Raw genomic sequence first — 17,270 nt, forward strand, 5'->3', positions numbered from 1 at the left:
CCTCACCGGCCAGCACGTCACCCTCCAACCCCACGCCGCCTAACCCCTTCACCCCGGGCCCCGGCTCCGCTGCGCTACGCCGGGGGCGCTACCGCGCGCCCACAGTCACCTCGATTTACGAGCCAGGACGTCGGAGGTCCTGAATGAGTCATTCAAGACGTTCTGGTGCGCTGCCGGACTACCCGGCGTGGTCAGGCAGGCTCGGCGTCGGACATGAGGGCGCGCAGCCGGGCACCGTGGCCGGGGACCTCGCCGAGCAGGAGGTGCCCGGCTTCCTCGCCCCACAGCTTGCCGACCAGCTGCCGGTACTCCGAAAGCCGCGGAAGCTTGCTGTCGAGCCGGAACAGGATGGCCAGCGGCCGCCGCTGCCACCACCGGCGGATCCAGTCCACCGGCTGGGTCACCAGCAGGGCACCGTAGCTCGTCGGGAGGCCGGGGCCGGCGGCGGCTTTCACGGCCTTCTCGGTGAGGTTCAGCATCTCGGTCAGGGACACGGTTTCGCGGTCGGGACCACTGGCCTCGGCCAGCAGAACCTGGTACCTGGCCAGCAGCTTCCGGCGCTCCCGGACGGTGTCGGCGTTTCTCAGCGCCGCCTTGAAGTCGCCGAAGTAGCGGCGGTAGCGGCGGAATTCGTCGCGCACCCGCAACAGCTGCTCCGGGACGTCGTCGAGTGAGGAGGCGCGCGAAAGCACCAGCGCGCTGATCGGCGGGATCGGGATGGTCGACATCGCCGCCCACTCGGCGACGAGATCGCCGCCGTTGAGCGGCTCGTCGAGGGATTCGCTGACCTGGTCGTAGAGCCGGCGGGGCAGGGAGCGGTACGTCTTCTGCAGCGTGCCCGCGACGAACGGGACCCGGTCGAAGTCGGGGAAGTAGTCCAGGCCGTGCGCGGCGGCCACGAGGAGGTAGCCGTTCCCGCGGTACATCCGGTCCTTGATCGGAGCGTCTCTGCTGCTGGCGTACCCGCCGAGCGCGTCGACTTGGGCGAGGAGGTTGTTCAGCCCGGTCGTGTAGTCGAGGCCGGTGACCGCGCCGGTCGCGTCGACGGCGGCCCCGGGGTCGACGGCGTCGAGGGTGATGCGTTTCGCCAGTTCGTCCGGCAGCCGCAGCATGACGCGCCGGAGTTCGTCGGGGGACAGGGCCGGCCGGAACGTGCGGTAGAGCCCTTCCCCGCCGAGCCGCTTGCCCAGGACGGTGTCGCATTCGTCCGCCGCGTCCAGTGCTTCCAGGCGGTCGAGGAGCACCACCGCTTCGCAGAGCGCGCAGAGGTCGAGGAACAGTGGCAGGGACAGGGTTTCCGGACGGCTCAGGACGGTGCCGGCGTTGGCGACCAGGGTCTGGGTCACCAGCGCCACGTTTTCCCCGGTTTCGGCCACGCCCTCCATTCTATGCTGGGGCGGTGACGTTCCTCCTCGAGCTCGGTGCCACGTGCGTCGAGGCGACCGAGTTCACCGGCACCGATCTGCTGCCGGTACGCGAACTGGTGGAGCGCGGCGAAATTGTCGTCCTGCGTGACGAGATCCGGCAGCCGAGCTCGCTCGACCAGTGGCCGAGGGACGTCGCGGAGTCGGTCGGCGAGTGCGCGGTGGTGCCGCTGTCGAGCCTGACCGGGGTGGGCGGCCCGCGCTACCCGCTCGTGGTGGGCCGGCGCGAGAGCATCCGCTTCCTCTGCTCGTACGCCGAGCGCGTGCCGGTGCCCTGCGAGGCCCAGCCGGTGGTGACGGACTACCGCGAGTTCCGGCACCTGTGGCTCGGCAGTTCCCAGGCGACGGACGCGGACGGCTTTGCGATCGGCGTCGCGCTCGCCAGGGTGCACGCCCGCAACATCCTGCACGGGGACGCCCATCGCGGGAACTGGCTGTTCGACCGCGACGGCTCGGCCCTGGTGCACGACCCGCGGCCGGTGTTCCTGCACGGCCCGCCGAGCGCGGAGCAGTGCGCGACGGACATCCGCCCGCTGCTGCCGGCCTTGATGCCGGACGGCTGGCAGAGCTTCCGCCTCGGCTACCGGCGGATGTGGCCGGAGGAGGGGCGCGTCATCGACCTGATCCAGCTGAGCGACCGGACCGGCTGGGCGGCCGCCTTCCGCGCCCGGGAGTTCGCCCGGGCCGCCGAGCTCACGGCTCTCCAGCTCGAAACCGAGGACACGCCGATCGTGCGGGTGATGCTGCTGGCGAACCGCGCCATGGCACTGAGCCGGGCCGGGCGGCACGACGAGGGACTGCAGGACTGTCTCGCCGCCTTGGAACTGGCGGGACGACGCTGCCCGCACACGGCCAACGGCCTGGGGATCACCCTGGCGGTCGTGCTGGCCGGCCAGGGGCGGCAGGCCGAAGCGGCCGACACCCTGCGCGCGGTGGCCGACCGGCCCGAGCAGCTGCTCGACCGACTGACCCGGCCCGACGCGCAGCTGCCGATCATGAACATGTGAGCAGCCGCTAGCACTACAGGGCCACTTGTGCGCGCGACCTGCCAAAACCCGGCTGGCCGGCCTGCCGCGGCTGTCGTGAGCGGTACGGCGCATCAGCGCCAGCGGCCAACTCTCCAACCGCAGCGGCCAACTCACCAACCGCAGCGGCCAACTCACCCGCGTGTCAGGCGAGTTGGCCGTTCCGGTGCGTGAGTTGGCCGCTGCGAGCGGTGAGTTGGCCGTTCCTGTCCCGGCAGACCAGCCACCACGGCCACGCCGACCGAAGAACTGGTCCTGGAGTACTAGTACTCGATCACCAAGCGGGCGCGGACGCGGTTGGCCCGGACGTCGGTGAACGCCTGGTTGATCTCTTCCAGCTTCCGGGGCTCGGCCGTCACCGTGGTCCGGCCGGCCGCGTGCAGGGCGAACACTTCTGCCAGGTCCTTGCGCGTGCCGACGATCGAGCCGATCACCGAAATGCCACGGGTCACCGCGTCGAAGATCGGCACCGGGAGCACTCCGCCCGCCGGGAGGCCGACGCAGACCAGCCGTCCGCCGCGCCGCAGGGAGCGGAGCGCCTGTTCGTACGCGCTCGGCGCCGCCGACAGCGCGATGGCCACGTCCGCGCCACCCTGCGCCCGGATCACCGCCGCCGGATCCGCGGTGGTCGCGTCGATCACCTGCTCCGCCCCCAGTTCGCCGGCCAGCTCCAGCTTCTCCGCTTCGACGTCGACGGCGGTGACGAAGCCACCGGCGTGGCGGGCGTACTGGATCGCCAGGTGGCCCAGGCCGCCCACCCCGAACACGGCGACGCGGTCCGCGGGGCCGACCCGGCCGGCCCGGACCGCCTTGTAGCTCGTCACTCCGGCACACGTCAGCGGGGCCGCGTCGAGGGGCGAAACACCTTCGGGCACGGCAACGGCGTAACGCGCGTCGGCGATCGCGTACTCCGCGTATCCGCCGTCGATCGAAAAACCCGTGTTCCGCTGCGACTCGCACAGTGTTTCCCAGCCGGAGACGCAGAATCCGCACTGACCGCACGCCGAGCCCAGCCACGGCAACGCCACCCGCTGCCCGATCCGGCTCACGGCCACCCCGGGCCCCACCCGTTCGACGATGCCGACGCCTTCGTGGCCGGGGATCAGCGGCAGCGCCGGTTCCACCGGCCAGTCACCGGACGCGATGTGGATGTCCGTGTGACAGATTCCGCAAGCCTCCATGCGGACCAAAATCTGCTGGGCGCCCGGTTCCGGGACCGGGACCTCCCGCAGTTCGAGCGGAGCGGACAATTCCGTGACAACGGCAGCGCGCATCGGTGCTCCTCACCGGACAGCCCGATCGCGGCGGCCGACGATCGGATTCCGTTCCCCCCAAGGTGAACGCTCTTGCAGCATAGCGGACGGCCGCGGTGCGAGCACCCCGCTCGCGAGCGGGGTGCTCGCAGATCACCGCGGCCGAAATATCGGTTGAACGGACTTCGAATCGAATGTATCGCGTTGTACACTGATTTCCGGGGTGCAGAACTCGGCCGCACGGCGGCGACGAGAATTTCTTGCGGAAATCGTCTTGAGGTGGAAATGGTTTCTCTTCCGGTGGCCCGCGGGAAACGTGTGGCGGGCCGGCCCGCCATTGCGCTCGTCGGGGCCGCTTTCGCGGTGGTGATGCTCGGTGCCACGCTGCCCACGCCACTGTATCCGCTCTACCAGCGGGAATTCGCGTTCGGCGAAGGAGTCACGACGCTGGTGTTCGCCGTGTACGCCGCCGGGGTCATCGCCGCCCTGGTACTGGCCGGGGGCTGGTCGGACCACATCGGCAGGCGGCCGGTGCTGCGGGCCGGGGTGGCCCTGTCCGGGCTTTCCGCGCTGACCTTCCTCCTCGCCGGCTCGTCCGGCTGGCTGTTCGCCGGCCGGGTGCTGTCCGGGCTGTCGACGGGCATCTTCACCGGGACGGCGACCGCGGCGATCATGGACTTCGCCTCGGTGGCGGGCAAGCGCCGGGCGAGCCTGGTCGCGGCCGCGGTGAACGCGGGCGGTCTCGGCGCCGGGCCCGTGCTGGCCGGGGTACTCGCGCAGTACGCGCCGCGACCGCTGTCGCTGTGCTTCCTGGTCGACCTGGTGCTGGTCGTCCTGGCGGCCGTCTGCGTCGAAGCGGTGGCGGAACCCGTGCGGCGCGCGGGGAAACCACGGCTTCGCCCGCAGCCGATCGCCGTGCCGGGCGAAGTCCGCGGCGTGTTCGCCCGTGCGGTGGTGGCCGGGTTCGCCGGGTTCGCGGTGCTGGGGCTGTTCACCGCGGTCTCGCCCGCGTTCCTCGGCACTGTCCTGCACACCACCGATCACGCGGTCACGGGGGTGGTGGTGCTGTCGGTGTTCGCCGCCTCGATCCTCGGTCAAGCCGGATCTTCGGTGCTCGGAACGCGGCGCGCGCTGACGACCGGCTGCGCCTTCCTGGTCGCCGGCTTGATCCTCGTCGGGGCGAGCTTGCCGTCCGCATCGCTGGCGGTGCTCGTCCTGGGCGGGGTCGTCGCGGGAACCGGGCAGGGCCTGACCTTCCGGGCCGGTCTCGGTTCGGTGGCCGAAGCCAGTCCCCCGGAACGGCGCGGTGCGGTCACGTCCGGCTACTTCGTGGCGTTCTTCGCCGGTATTTCGATTCCCGTGATCGGAGTCGGCGCTCTTTCGGAGGCATTCGGCCTCATTGTGGCGGGGACGATTTTCGCGGCATTCTTCGCGCTGGTCGCCGCGGTCGCGTCAGTGCTGACGGCTCGACGGTGAGCGCAATCCGGCCGATTCGTCGAGGAGGTGTTCGTGCGCCGCGCGCCCGGCGGCCCGGAGCTCGGCCCGGCGGATCTTGCCGGACGTCGTTTTCGGCAGCGCGCCGAATTCGAGCCGGCGGATCCGTTGGTGCGGTGCCAGGTTCTCGGCCGCAAACCGCAGGATCGAGCGCGCCGTCTCCGCCGACGGCGGACAGCCCTCGGCCGGCGTGACGAACGCCTTCGGGACCACCAGGCCGATCGGGTCGGGTGCGGGAACCACCGCCGCCTCGGCGACGGCCTCGTGCCGCAGGAGCACGCTCTCCAGCTCGAACGGCGAGATGCGGTAGTCGTAGGACTTGAACACGTCGTCGGACCGGCCCACGTAGGTGAGGTAGCCGTCGGCGTCCCGCCGGGCGATGTCTCCCGTGTGGTAGACGCCGCCCGAGAACGTCCGCGCGTTCTTCTCCGGGTCGCCGAGGTACCCGGGCATCACCCCGACCGGCCGGTCGGCGAGGTCGACGCAGATCTCGCCCTCGTCACCGGGCTCGCCGGTGACCGGGTCGAGCAGCACGATCCGGTAGCCGGGCAGCGGTTTGCCCATCGAACCCGGCCGGACGGGCAGGCCCGGGCTGGTGCCGATCTGCGCGGTCGTTTCGCTCTGGCCGTAGCCGTCCCGGACGGTGAGCCCCCAAGCCCGCCGGACGCGGTCGATGACCTCAGGGTTGAGCGGCTCGCCGACGCTGCCGGCTTCGCGCAGCGCGGCCGGGCGGCGGCCGAGATCCTCCTGCAGCAGCATCCGCCACACGGTCGGGGGCGCGCAGAACGTGGTGGCCCGCTGGGTGGTCAGTGCTTCGAGGACCTCCGGCGCCGCCCCGACGCCGCCCTTGACCGTGAGCAGGGTCGCCTCTGCGTCGAACGGCGCGAAGAAACTGCTCCAGGCGTGCTTGGCCCAGCCCGGTGCGGAGATGTTCAGGTGCCGGTCGCCCGGTCGCAGGCCGTTCCAGTACATGCTGGACAGATGCCCGACCGGGTAGCTGGTGTGCGTGTGCAGGGCCAGTTTCGGCCGGGACGTGGTGCCCGAGGTGAAGTACAGGAAGAGCGGGTCGTCCGCGTACGTGGCGCCGTCCGGCGCAAAGGCGGACGGCTCGGCGTCGGCGTCGGTGTAGGGAGCCCAGCCGGGGACGGGCCCGCCGACGCAGATCCGGGTCAGGCGCTCCGCGATCCCCGCGAAGCGGCCGGTGAGCACGTCGGCGGTGACGACGTGCGCGACCCCGCCCCTGGCCAGGCGATCGGCCAGATCGGCGGCGGAGATGGTCGTGTAGGCCGGGACGACGACCGCGCCGAGTTTCATCGCGGCCAGCAGGACTTCCCAGGTCGCGAGCTGGTTGTCGAGCATGACCAGTACGCGGTCGCCGCGCGCCACCCCGCGCCCGCGCAGCCAGTTGGCCACCCGGCCGGACCGCGCGGACAGCTCCGCGTAGGTCGACGACGCCACCGCGTCGCCGTCCACGATGCGCACGGCCTCCCGGGAGCTGTCCCGGGCGACGGGGTCGAACCAGTCCAGCGCCCAGTTGAACTTCTCGAACCGCGGCCACCGGAACCGGGCACAGGCAGCGTCGTGGTCCTCGCGCAGCTCCAGCAGGAGGTCCCGCGCGGCGCGGAACCGCCCGGTCTCAGCGGCGCCCATGGTCGCCTCCCGCCGGGCAGACCGGCCGCCGGTCGATGCGGAACGCCCCGTCGAGGGCGAACCGGTTCTCCGCGGGAGACGTCCTGGCCGCGGCGATCGCCCCGGCCAGGACGTCTCCCGCGACGGCGTCCGCGTCGGCGTGGAACGCGCTCAGCGGGCCCGGCCGTCCGTTGCCGATCTGCGTGAACCACCGCAGGTTCTCGGTGGGGATGCCGAGCACGTACAGGTCCGGGTTCGCCCGCCCGTCGGCACCGACCGCGTGGAACGGCGCCCGGGTGGTGGACACCGCTCCGGTGGCGAACGCCTCGCCGGCGCCCGGCGTGGCGTTGACGTACTCGGAGATCAGGCCGTCGGCGAGGAGCTGCCGCGTCAGCGGCGAAGCGTCCTGCCGCACCGAAGGCCGGGGGATGCGGGCATCGATCAGCGTGGTGACCGCCTGGGCGGCGCCGTCGACCTGGGGAGAGTCCAGCAGGAAGCCGCCCGGGTCGGGGCGCACCCCCAGCGACGGCCCGACCAGGTGCAGCACGCCGGCCTCGACGAGTGCCCGTACCTGCGCGGTCCGGCCCGCCGGCGGACCGGCCGAGACCATCGTGTTGATCGGGGTGAACCAGCCGAGGAAATCGTCGCGGTGCGACCGCGGCCGCAGGCCGCCGTGATCCACCGCCGCGCGAACGGCGCCCCGCAGGTCACGGAGGATGTCCAGGGCGGCCTTGACCGGCCCGTGCACGTTCCCCTGCAGGGCTTCGGCCAGGTCGTCCCGGAGCAGGTCGAGGACGTGCCGCCGGAACTCGGCCGGATCCGCCCAGTGCCGGCCGGAGAACGGCCGGGCCGTCCGCTCCAGGTCGATCGGGGCGGTGTCCGCGATCCCGAACTCGACCAGCGCCTTTTCGAAGACTTCGGACCGCTTCCGCCGGGCGCAGGCCAGGTGGATGCGGGCGACCTGGCCGGCGGCCTCCTCGCCGGCCCGGTCGCGGACGAGGGTGGTGTAGTACACGTGCTCGACCTCCAGCTGCAGCAGCGGGAGCACGTCACGGCGGAAGTCGAGCTGGGCGGATCCGGTCTCGCGCCGGGCCCGGCGCCGGGCCTCCGCGAGTGCGCCGTGGGTGAGGAACTTGGGTTCGTACCGGTACTTCGGGGCTTTCTGGTTCACCCCGCGGGCGAGCATCGGCAGGCCGCTGCGGGATCCCGCGAAGATGCGCGGTTCCCGGCCACCCGGCCGGTAGCGCAGCTCGCCGGACGGCCCGGTCTCGAACCCGCCGCCCCGGCCGACGGTCAGTTCCATGACGACGTCGAGGAACGTCAGTCCCAGTCCGAGGATGCCGACCGCTTCGCCGGCCCGCACCGGCGCGAGGTCCAGGTCGGCGGCCGAATCGCCGCGGACGTACCGCACGTCCGGCCGGCCGGCGGCGTGGTCGAGAAACTCCCGCTCCCACGCACCGGGGGTGGTGACCGGGTGCCCGGTGGTGAGCACCAGCTTGTCGGCGAAGACGACGCGGCCCGACCGGGTGACCAGGCGCAGCCGGCCGTCGAGCTGCTGGACGTGCTCGACCCGGGACCGCACGGCGTGGACGGTCACGTGGTCCGGCTTGTGCGCGACGAGGTTGTCGAACACCTCGCGCAGGTACCGGCCGTAGCAGGCTCTCGGCGCGTACCCGCTCTCCCCGAGATCGGTCCACTGTGGACCGGCGCCGCCCGCCGCGAGCCACTCGTGCAGCGAAGGCCCCGCGCCCGCTCTCGGCGGTCCGTCGTCGGCGTCACCGGAGTACATGCTCACCTCGCCGGCGGCCGTGTTCATCAGGAACCATTCCGGCTGGTCCGGGCGCCAGATCCGGCCCGCGCCGGGTTCGCCGGGGTCGAAGACCCAGATCGACACGGCCGGTCCCGGCCGGGCCGCGAGCCGCACCAGCAGGCGTTCGAGCACCGACAGCCCGCGCGGCCCCAGGCCGGCGATCGCGACGACGAGTTCAGAGTGGATCTTCGACACAGCAGACTCTCCTGGGATTTCCGGAAAACGCGTCAGTGGTGTCCGAGCGCTCAGACGAAGTCGGCGACCGCCCGGGTGGGTGCCCGGTCGCCTCCGAGCTTGAGCCGGCCGAGCAGCGGGCCGGTCATGGCCGTCGTCACCAGCGTCATCGCCACGAACATCACGAACAGATCCGGGCCGATGATGCCGAGCGACAGCCCCGCGGAGACCACCACCAGCTCGGTCAGGCCCCGGCAGTTGACCATGACGCCCAGCCCGGCCGACTCCCGCCAGCTCAGCCCGGTCAGCCGGCCGACGAGCGTCGTCGTGCCCAGCTTGCTCGCGATGGCCACCAGGATCATCAGCCCGCACACCAGCAGGTCCCGCAGATCGCGCAGGAACCCGACGTGCATGCTGAACCCGATCACCGCGAAGAACAGCGGGAGGACGACGGTGACCCCGCGCCCGACCGTGCGGCCGAGATCGCGCACCACGCGGTTTTCGCGCGGCAGGATCACGCCGGCCAGCAAGGCCCCGAAGATCGCGTGCACGCCGATCCAGTCGGTGACGGCCGCTCCGGAGAGCGCGCAGAGCACCAGCGCCACGGTCGAGACGCGCCGCCAGCCGGCGTTGTCCTCCGCGGCCGCCAGGAGGCGGCGCAGCGCCGGGCGCACGACGGTGAGCGTCACCGCGACGAACAGGACGAGCCACCCCGCGGTCGGGAGGACCGCGGCCGCCGAACCGCCGTGGGCCAGCGCGACGACCACGATCAGCAGGCACCACGAGATGGCGTCGCCCACCCCGGCGGTGGCCAGGCCGAGCGTGCCGATCCGGGTCCGGATCAGGTCGTGCCCGGCGAGGATCCGGACCAGCACGGGGAACGCGGTGATGCTCATCGAGGTGCCGACGAAGAGGAGGAAGGGGAGCAGCCCGACGCCCGCCGGCCGGTACGCGGCGGCCAGCCCGGCCGCGAGCAGGAGCCCGCAGGCGAGCGGGACGGCCACCATGGCCGTCCCCAGCGCGGCCACCCGGCGTCCCGATCCGCGCAGCAGGTCCAGCGGGAGGTCGGCGCCGAGGAGGAAGACGAAGTAGATGATCGCCAGCTGCGCGACCAGGCCGAGGTGGGGCACCAGGACGGCGGGGAACAGGAAGTGCTGGGTGTCCGGGGCGAACTGGCCCAGCAGGGTCGGGCCCAGCGCGATGCCCGCCGCCATCTCACCGATGACCCGCGGCTGGCGGCACCGGATCGCGACCCAGCCGCCCAGGCGCCCCACCGCGATGATCAACGCCACCGCGAGGAAGAACCGGAGGACGAGCGGCCAGCCGCCGTGGCCGAGGTTCGCCAGCTGCCCGAACGTCGGAACGGCGTGGAGCATGCCCGCCGACACGGCCGCCAGGACCACGACGACGGCCACGGCGGTGCGTGCGTGCCCGGCGGATTCGCGGGGTGGTTTCATGGTTCCGGCTTTCACGAGATGAAGTCGTAGGAGAGGAAAGCGGCGTCGTCGTCCTCGGCCCAGGTCCCGTACCGCCGCATGCCGTACAACAGCGGGGCCGGGGTGCGCAGGCTGGTGATCCGGGCGACCTCCGCCATGACGACGACGTGGTCGCCGACCGGGTGCCAGGCGTCCACCACGCAGTCGGCGATGGTGTGCGCCGCGTCGGACAGGTGCGGGCCGCCGCCCGGCGCGGCGGTCCACGGGATCCGGTCGAACCGGTCCGGGACCCCCGAGCCGAACAGTTCGGCCGCCGGCCGGGCGCTGCGGTGCAGCAGGTTCACCGACAGGACCGCGGTGTCCACGACGGCGTCCAAAGTGGGGCTGCCGCGGCGCAGGCAGACGAGCAGGGTGGGCGGGTCGAGGGCGACGCTGCACAGCGACGTGCACGTCATCCCCCGCGGGGTGCCGTCGGAGGCCAGCGCCGTGACGACCGAGACCCCGGTGGGGAACCCGGCCATCAGGCGCCGGACGTCGACGCCGGCCGGCTCGCTCACGAGCTTTCCTCCGCCTTGGCGACGGCCATGTTCTCCAGCGCGTTCAGCATGCGCGGCCCGATGTCCGCCGGAGCGCTCGTGCGCGCCCACAGCTTCGCGCCGTCGATCCGGTCCGGGGTCATGTGGTAGCAGCCGTTCTCCGGGAGGCCGAACTGGTCGGCGTACGGGAAGAAGTCCGCTTTCCGGACGGCGCCGAGGATTTCCGCGGCCGCGGCCGACGGCGCCAGCGTGCCGCTCTCGACCGCCTCGCAGAGCTCACGGGTGCGGGTGCCCAGCCGGACGAAGCCTTCGCTGATCGGCAACGGTGATCCCGGGTGGCCGTACCCCTCGGCCTCGACGAAGACGCTGTCGTCGCCGGACTGCCGGAACCGGTGGTGCGCGTCTTCGAGCATCATGTTGCCGCTCATCGTGCCGAGCATCCAGGTCCGGTTGACGGCGTTCCACAGCTCGTAGTCGCCGAAGCCGACGAACGAGCTGTAGACGAGGTCGTCGTGGAAGTCGAACAGGCCCTGCTGCAGGTCCTCCACGTAGGCGAACCGCTCGGTGGACCAGTCGCCGTCCCGCGCGGCCGCGATCAGCCGCCACCCGAGGGCGTTGACCACCGAGAGGGTGTTCGCCAGCCCGCGGGAGTAGAGCGCGTCGATGAACCCGGCGGCGTGCGAGGTGAGGCAGTACCGGTCGCCGACCACCTGCTTCGCCGAGTACTGCAGGCGCCCGGTGGAGACCCAGGGCCGCACCGCCTTCGCGCCCTCGAACTGCCAGGCGATTTCCGGGAAGCGGCGCAGGAAATCGGCGAACTCGCGCTCGGGCGGCAGGTCGCCCTTCGGGTACTTCCGCGGGTCCAGGGTCAGGCCCACGCTGCACAACGGGTTGACCGCGCCCGGGTGGTTGTCGAACGGGATCACCCAGAGCCACCCGCCGTCGAAGACGTGGTGCAGTGTCCCGTGGTGCCACGGGTTCGGCTGCTCGTGCCGCCGGCCGGTGGGTGACTCGTCGAACGGGCGCACGCCGACCATGTGCGTGAAGAGGCAGCGCGAGTGCGTCCGCGCCCGCGTCGGGGTTTCCCGCAGTTCGAACCGTTCGGCCAGCGGCGACCGGTATCCGCTGCCGTCCACGACGTAGGCGGCGCGGAACTCCTCGCCGCGGTCCGAGCGCAGGACGGCGCCTTCGGCCGGGTCGATCTCGACGTCGGTGATCCGGGTCGCCAGGCGTGCTTCGGCGCCGTAGCCGACCGCGAGGTGGAACAGGTAGGCGTCGACGTCCTGGCGGAACAGGTGCGACTCGGTGCGGAAGGCGATCGGGACCACCAGCTGGTTGACCTGCCGGGGGTCCTGCGGCTCGCCTTCGGTGTGGTGGACGAAGCCGAAGTTCTGCTTCTGCCCGCAGCCGGGTGCGACCCGGACGGTCCCCTCGTGGTTCGACAACGCCTTCAGCTCGGGCACGTCGTAGCGGTCGGCGATCAACCGCATCATCCCGGAGGTGTAGGGGATGGTCGACTCGCCGACCGCGAACCGCGGATGGGTGCCGGCGTCGACGATCAGCACCTTCACCCCGTTGCGGGCAAGCACCGCGCCCAGCATCCCGCCGGCCATGCCGCTGCCCAGGATGACCACGTCGTACTCCTCCGCCGCGGCGGAGTTGATACCCGGCACCGGATTCACCGTTCCTTTCATGGGTTTCGGTGCCGGGCCGGAGTCGCTCCGGCCCGGCCCGGCGAAAAGTGCTCAGTAGCCGTTGCCCGTGAGCCACCGGACGACGCCCAGCGGGTCGTTGATCACCACGAGCGGGTCGATGATGGGCCAGATGTAGCGCAGCCCCTCATCGTCGAGCCGGAAGAAGTTGTGCACGGTGTACTGCGCGCCCTTGGTGGTCGTGATCTGCCACAGACCGCTCGCGGTCGGGAAGTCCACATTGGTGTTGAGCACCCGGACCGCCAGCACCCGGCTCGAGACGGGACTGATGAAGCTCTCGACTTGTTCGCGGCCCTTCAAGGCCAATCTGTTGATCGGCGCGAGGAATTCGACCTCGCTGGAGAACTGGACCTTCGAGAAGTCGTGGGTCTCGAACGCGTGGAAGTACGATTCGATGATCTTGCGGTAGGTTTCCTTGTCGAGCTGTTTGCCGTTGGACGCCGGAACCGTGAGGTTCGGCGGGTAGGTTTCGGCGCCGGGCTTGGCCACCGCGGTCTGGGTCGTGGGCATGCGTGCTCCAGTCGGGATTTCGCTGGGAGTAAAGGATTTCAGGCCGTCGGGCCCGCGGCGTTGGCCGCCTTGAGGCCGTTGGCGGCGAGGTCGTCGGCGACGTTCATGCCGAGCTTGACGCCGCCGATGTTGCGCGAGAGGTCCACGTCGCCGGCTTCGTCCACGGCGAAGGCGTCGAACACCCAGTGCACGCCGAGGAAGACGCGGCTGAAGCCCTGCTCGATCATCATCTGCCACATGCCGCCGGGGAACGTGCGCACGACGCGCGTCCGGACGTTCCCGGTGGTGTCGGTGCTGATGCCGTTGAGCTCGTCGGAGACGAACTCGAGGCCGTCCGCCAGGTTGTCCGGGCCGTAGTGGGTCTGGCCGTAGAACTGCCGGACGATCTGGAACGCCGCGCCGCCCTCCGTCGCGTGGCCCGACGGGTACGCGGGGAAGCTCGGCGTGAAGTTCCGGCCACCGGTCACGTTGGTCGCCTGCGCCCCGAGCGGCAGCCAGTACGGGTCGGCGTCGGAGTCCAGGGCGGCGTCGCCCACCCCGGCCGGGCCCGTGGAAGCGTCGTGCTCCCGGATCCCGAGCACCGGGCGCCAGAAGTCGTAGACGTACTTGTCGGCCCAGCAGAGGATGGTGGCGTCGGCGATGGCCGCGTTGAGCAGCGCGAACAGCCGGGCGTTCTGCGCGAAGTCGTTGCCCTGCGCGACCGCGACCTTGCGGACGATCTGGTTGTACAGCCGCGTCGGCGTGCCGACGCCGCTGGCCGCTTCGTAGCCCCAGAACAGGCCGATGGCCGTCTCGTTGGGCGTGCGCCCGGTGAACAGGTCGGCTGGGAGCGTGCCCATCAGGTGCGGGGCGATGCCCTTGGCGCGGACCTGTTTGACGGCCTGCTCGTACTCGGCGCTGCCCAGCTCCGGGGGCGCGTCGAGGTGGTGGCGGGTGGTCGCCGCGAAGCACGGGGACTGCGCGCCGTAGAACGGCCCGTAGAAACCCTGCCCGGGGTTGTCCGGGTCCTGCCGGTGGTGCCCCGGGGCGACCGAGAAGCTGTGCCCGTTGTCGCCGAAGCCGGGGTCGTTCTTGCGCAGCGCGAGGATCTTGCGTGCCACCTTGCGGCCGAAGTCGTGGCCCGCCACGTCGGCCTTGCCGGCGACCAGGCCCGCCGCGGCGTGCCGGGCGTCGAAGAACGCCTTCTGCGTGGGGTAGAGCGCGCTGAGCGTGGCGTGCGCGGCACTGGCGACCGCCGCGGCGGCGTCGGCTTCGGCGGACACCTCGGGCAGGTCGTCGCCCAGGTAGGGCTCGTACTGCCCGGTGTGGATGCCGAAGTAGGCGTCGTGCATGGCCAGGTGCACGATCGCGTTGGCGCGCGCCCCGCCGGGACCGCCACGGACGCCGAGCTCGCTCGCCGGGAGCGTCGTGTGCGTGGTCCGGTCGGCTTCTGCGGCGACTTCGTTCCAGTACAGGATGGGATCCATCGGTGGTTTACCTCCGTCGACGGTGGCCGCGTGGCCGGGCCGTTCTGGTTGAACGTTCTCCTAAGCACTGTCGCCGCGTCGGGATGTCGTGGGATGAGTAGTCGGGTACTCACCTCCCGGACGGGCCCACGCCGGGAAAAAGGAGGTGATCCAGGGGTATCTGCGCCCGGCCTCGGTGCACCCTTATCCATGACGTCATCGGTGAGGAGACCATCGGATGAACGGCATGACCCCGGTGCGCCAGGACCCGCCGCCGTCCGCGACCGGGGGCTGGTCCCTGGTCGGGCGGGCCGGGGAACTGGACCGGATCGCCACCTCGATCCGCCGCCGGGACGGTCCGGCCGGGGTCGTGCTGATCGGGGCGGCGGGCGTGGGGAAGACCCGCCTGGCGCGGGAAGCGCTGGCGGCGGCCGAACAGCGGGGTGCCCTGGCCCGGTGGGTGGCGGGCACGGCTTCGGCGCGGGCGTTGCCGTTGGGGGCCTTCGCGGCGACCTTGAAACTCGCCGACCTGGATCCGGCGCGGCTGGTGCCCCAGGCCACCGAGGCGCTGCTGGCGGGGGCCGGCCCGGCGGGGGTGGTCGTCGTGGTGGACGACGCGCACCTGCTGGACGAACTGTCCGCGGTGCTGGTGCACCAGCTCGTGCTGCGCAAGGCGGCGGGCGTGGTGCTCACGTTGCGCACCGGGCACGCCGCGCAGGACGCGGTGACGGCGTTGTGGAAGGACGGGCACCTGCCGCGGCTGGAGCTCGAACCGCTGTCTCCCGAGGAGACCGCGGAGCTGGTGGAGACGAGGCTGGGCGGCCCGGTGGACGACACCGCGGTGCGGCGGCTGTGGTCCATCACCCGGGGCAACGCGCTCTACCTGCGGCAGCTGGTCGACCACGAGCTGGCCACCGGGCGGCTGCGCGAATTCGTCGGGGTGTGGCGGTGGTCGGGGGAGCTCACGTTGTCGCCCGCGCTGGTGGAGCTGGTGTCCACCCGGATCGGCGACCTGCCGGCGCACCAGCGCGGCGTGCTCGACGTGCTCGCGTTCGGCGGCCCGCTGGAAGTGCCGCTCCTGACGGAGCTGACCGGCGCGCACGCGATGGAGGAAACGGAGGCCAGGGGGCTGATCGAGGTCTCGCCACAGGGGCGGCGGTGGGTGGTCCGGCTGGCCGACCCGATGTTCGGCGAGGTGCAGCGGAGGCGCACCGGCGCGCTGTACGCCCGGCGGCTGCGCCGGCGGATCGCGGACGCGCTGAGCGCGGCGGGCGGGCGGCGCGCCGACGACGCGTTGCGGCACGCGGTGCTGCTGCTGGACGCCGACGCGAACCCCAATGCCACGTTGCTCACCGTCGCCGCGCGCCGCGCCACCGAACGGGGCGACCTCGCGCTGGCCGAGCGGCTCGCCCGGACGGCCGTGTCCGCCGGCGGCGGGTTCGAGCCACGGCTGCTGCTGGGCAGCGCGCTCGGCTGGACCGGCCGGGTGGCCGAGGCCGGGAGCGAGTGGGCCACGCTGCCCGCCTTGGCCGGCACCGATGTCCAGCGGGCGCAGGCCGCGATGGCCCGGGCGAAGGTCCTGGCCTGGTCCGGGCGTCCGGCGGAAGCCGAGGCCGAGCTCGACGCCGCGGTCCGCGCCGCCACGGACGAGGCCGCCGACCTGGCGCTGGCCGGCGTCCGTTCGGTCCTGGACGCCTACCTGGGCCGGACCGCCCAGGCTGCCCGGATCGGCGCCGAGGTGCTGGCCCACCCGCGGTGCCCGGCCGCCGCGGTGCCGTGGGCGAGCTGGGGACTGGCGATGGCGCACGGGGGACTCGGCCGCCTCGACGAGGTCGAGGCGGCGTTGCGGCGGATGGAGTCCGCCGCGCCGGGAGCCGGGTTGCACCAGTGGGCGCTGGTGGTGATGTCCGCCATGCGCGGGCTGCTGCTGGCGGGCCTGCCGGACCAGGCGGACCGGATCGAGCGGCGGTTCCGCGATCGGTGCCCGGACTCGCCGGGGCGGCCGGTGGACGTCTTCACCAGCTTCATGGCCGCGGAGTCGGCGGCCTTCCGCGGACAGGTCGGGACCGCGGCGCGCGGATACCGCCAGGCCATCGCGGCCCACCACGGCGGGGATCCCAACGGCTGGTCGTTCACCGGGCTGGTGGGACTCACCACCGCGCTCGGCATGCACGGCGATCCCGCCCGGGCCAGGCGGGCCCTGACGGCGATGACGGCCGAGCACCACCCCACCTACGTCTTCCTGGCCCCGAACGTGCTCCTGGCCCGGGCGTGGGTGGCGGCCGCCGAGGGCGGGGTGAGCGAAGCCACCGCGCTGACCCGCAAGGCGGCCGACGTGGCCGCTTCGCAGCGGCAGCCGGCGGTCGAGGTCCTCGCGCTGCACACCGCGGTCCGGTTCGGCGACCGCACGGTGACCGGCCGGCTCGCCCGGCTGGCCACCGAGGTCACCGGGCCCCGTGCCCGGATCGCGGCCGAACACGCCCGCGCACTGGCCGCCGGCGACGGTCCGGGCCTGCAGGCCGTCTCGGTGCGGTTCGAGCAGATGGGTGCCCTGCTCCTTGCCGTGGACGCGGCCGCACAGGCAGCGGCCGCGCACACCCACCACGGCCGTCGCGGCTCGGCCCAGACGGCGACGGCCCGGGCCCGCCGGCTCGCCGAAGCGTGCGAAGGCGCCCGGACCCCCGCGCTGGCCGCGCTCACCGCACCGCCGAAGCTCACCCGGCGGCAACGCGAAATCCTCACGCTCGCCGCGAGCGGCCTGTCCAACGGCGACATCGCCGAACGGCTGGTCGTGTCCGTCCGCACGGTCGAGAACCACCTTT

11 protein-coding genes and 1 pseudogene are annotated in these 17,270 nt (G+C 72.3%); 3 read left to right on the forward strand and 9 right to left on the reverse strand.

Annotation, left to right across the window (positions count from 1 at the left end; all coding sequences use genetic code 11):
- Window positions 1-191 precede the first annotated feature (191 nt).
- Window positions 192-1,376 carry a hypothetical protein gene (locus ACLJQF_RS00005; protein ID WP_410606088.1) on the reverse strand — a complete coding sequence of 395 codons (1,185 nt, stop codon included), beginning with the start codon at window positions 1,374-1,376 and terminating at the stop codon, window positions 192-194.
- 23 nt (window positions 1,377-1,399) lie between these two features.
- Here ACLJQF_RS00005 and ACLJQF_RS00010 point away from each other — a divergent pair, with 23 nt between their 5' ends.
- Window positions 1,400-2,431 (forward strand): hypothetical protein, encoded by a 1,032-nt coding sequence (locus ACLJQF_RS00010; RefSeq protein ID WP_410606089.1) that lies wholly within the window; start codon window positions 1,400-1,402, stop codon window positions 2,429-2,431.
- Between the two features lie 281 nt (window positions 2,432-2,712).
- On the opposite strand, the gene ACLJQF_RS00015 is transcribed toward ACLJQF_RS00010, so the two are convergent.
- Window positions 2,713-3,723, reverse strand: a complete 1,011-nt coding sequence (locus ACLJQF_RS00015) for an alcohol dehydrogenase catalytic domain-containing protein (protein ID WP_410606090.1) — start codon at window positions 3,721-3,723, stop codon at window positions 2,713-2,715.
- Between the two features lie 264 nt (window positions 3,724-3,987).
- Here ACLJQF_RS00015 and ACLJQF_RS00020 point away from each other — a divergent pair, with 264 nt between their 5' ends.
- Window positions 3,988-5,178 (forward strand): MFS transporter, encoded by a 1,191-nt coding sequence (locus ACLJQF_RS00020; protein ID WP_410606091.1) that lies wholly within the window; start codon window positions 3,988-3,990, stop codon window positions 5,176-5,178.
- Here ACLJQF_RS00020 and ACLJQF_RS00025 read toward each other — a convergent pair.
- From ACLJQF_RS00025 to ACLJQF_RS00055, 7 genes are all read right to left on the reverse strand, one after another.
- A complete protein-coding gene (locus ACLJQF_RS00025; RefSeq protein ID WP_410606092.1) occupies window positions 5,155-6,846 on the reverse strand; it encodes an AMP-binding protein in 1,692 nt (563 codons plus the stop codon). The two genes, ACLJQF_RS00020 and ACLJQF_RS00025, sit on opposite strands and share 24 nt — an antisense overlap.
- A complete protein-coding gene (locus tag ACLJQF_RS00030) occupies window positions 6,833-8,830 on the reverse strand; it encodes an FAD/NAD(P)-binding protein (RefSeq protein ID WP_410606093.1) in 1,998 nt (665 codons plus the stop codon). Before ACLJQF_RS00030 ends, ACLJQF_RS00025 begins: the two co-directional genes overlap by 14 nt.
- A 50-nt stretch (window positions 8,831-8,880) precedes the next feature.
- On the reverse strand, window positions 8,881-10,266 hold the full coding sequence (locus ACLJQF_RS00035) for a cation:proton antiporter (protein ID WP_410606094.1): 1,386 nt from the start codon (window positions 10,264-10,266) through the stop codon (window positions 8,881-8,883).
- An 11-nt stretch (window positions 10,267-10,277) separates the two neighbouring features.
- Window positions 10,278-10,802 (reverse strand): flavin reductase family protein, encoded by a 525-nt coding sequence (locus ACLJQF_RS00040; protein ID WP_410606095.1) that lies wholly within the window; start codon window positions 10,800-10,802, stop codon window positions 10,278-10,280.
- Complete coding sequence (locus tag ACLJQF_RS00045) at window positions 10,799-12,454, reverse strand: NAD(P)/FAD-dependent oxidoreductase (protein WP_410606096.1); 1,656 nt, start codon at window positions 12,452-12,454, stop codon at window positions 10,799-10,801. The genes ACLJQF_RS00040 and ACLJQF_RS00045 overlap by 4 nt, the downstream gene beginning before the upstream one ends.
- Before the next feature lie 72 nt (window positions 12,455-12,526).
- The gene (locus tag ACLJQF_RS00050) at window positions 12,527-13,003 is read right to left on the reverse strand and encodes a DUF4904 domain-containing protein (RefSeq protein ID WP_410606097.1); all 477 of its coding nucleotides are present in this window, start codon (window positions 13,001-13,003) and stop codon (window positions 12,527-12,529) included.
- Between the two features lie 38 nt (window positions 13,004-13,041).
- Window positions 13,042-14,469 (reverse strand): hypothetical protein, encoded by a 1,428-nt coding sequence (locus ACLJQF_RS00055; protein WP_410606098.1) that lies wholly within the window; start codon window positions 14,467-14,469, stop codon window positions 13,042-13,044.
- A 226-nt stretch (window positions 14,470-14,695) separates the two neighbouring features.
- Here ACLJQF_RS00055 and ACLJQF_RS00060 point away from each other — a divergent pair.
- Window positions 14,696-17,269: pseudogene (locus ACLJQF_RS00060) on the forward strand (AAA family ATPase); the annotation flags it as partial.
- Between the last annotated feature and the right edge of the window lies 1 nt (window position 17,270).

It is taken from the genome of Amycolatopsis sp. lyj-109 (genome assembly GCF_046548995.1).
Classification (GTDB): Bacteria; Actinomycetota; Actinomycetes; order Mycobacteriales; family Pseudonocardiaceae; genus Amycolatopsis.

Excerpts from the sequence above, each read along its gene's own strand:
- ACLJQF_RS00035 (WP_410606094.1), bottom strand. The coding sequence starts at position 10,266 with ATGAAACCACCCCGCGAATCCGCCGGGCACGCACGCACCGCCGTGGCC.
- ACLJQF_RS00020 (WP_410606091.1), top strand. The coding sequence starts at position 3,988 with ATGGTTTCTCTTCCGGTGGCCCGCGGGAAACGTGTGGCGGGCCGGCCC.
- ACLJQF_RS00055 (WP_410606098.1), bottom strand. The coding sequence starts at position 14,469 with ATGGATCCCATCCTGTACTGGAACGAAGTCGCCGCAGAAGCCGACCGG.
- ACLJQF_RS00050 (WP_410606097.1), bottom strand. The coding sequence starts at position 13,003 with ATGCCCACGACCCAGACCGCGGTGGCCAAGCCCGGCGCCGAAACCTAC.
- ACLJQF_RS00025 (WP_410606092.1), bottom strand. The coding sequence starts at position 6,846 with ATGGGCGCCGCTGAGACCGGGCGGTTCCGCGCCGCGCGGGACCTCCTG.
- ACLJQF_RS00015 (WP_410606090.1), bottom strand. The coding sequence starts at position 3,723 with ATGCGCGCTGCCGTTGTCACGGAATTGTCCGCTCCGCTCGAACTGCGG.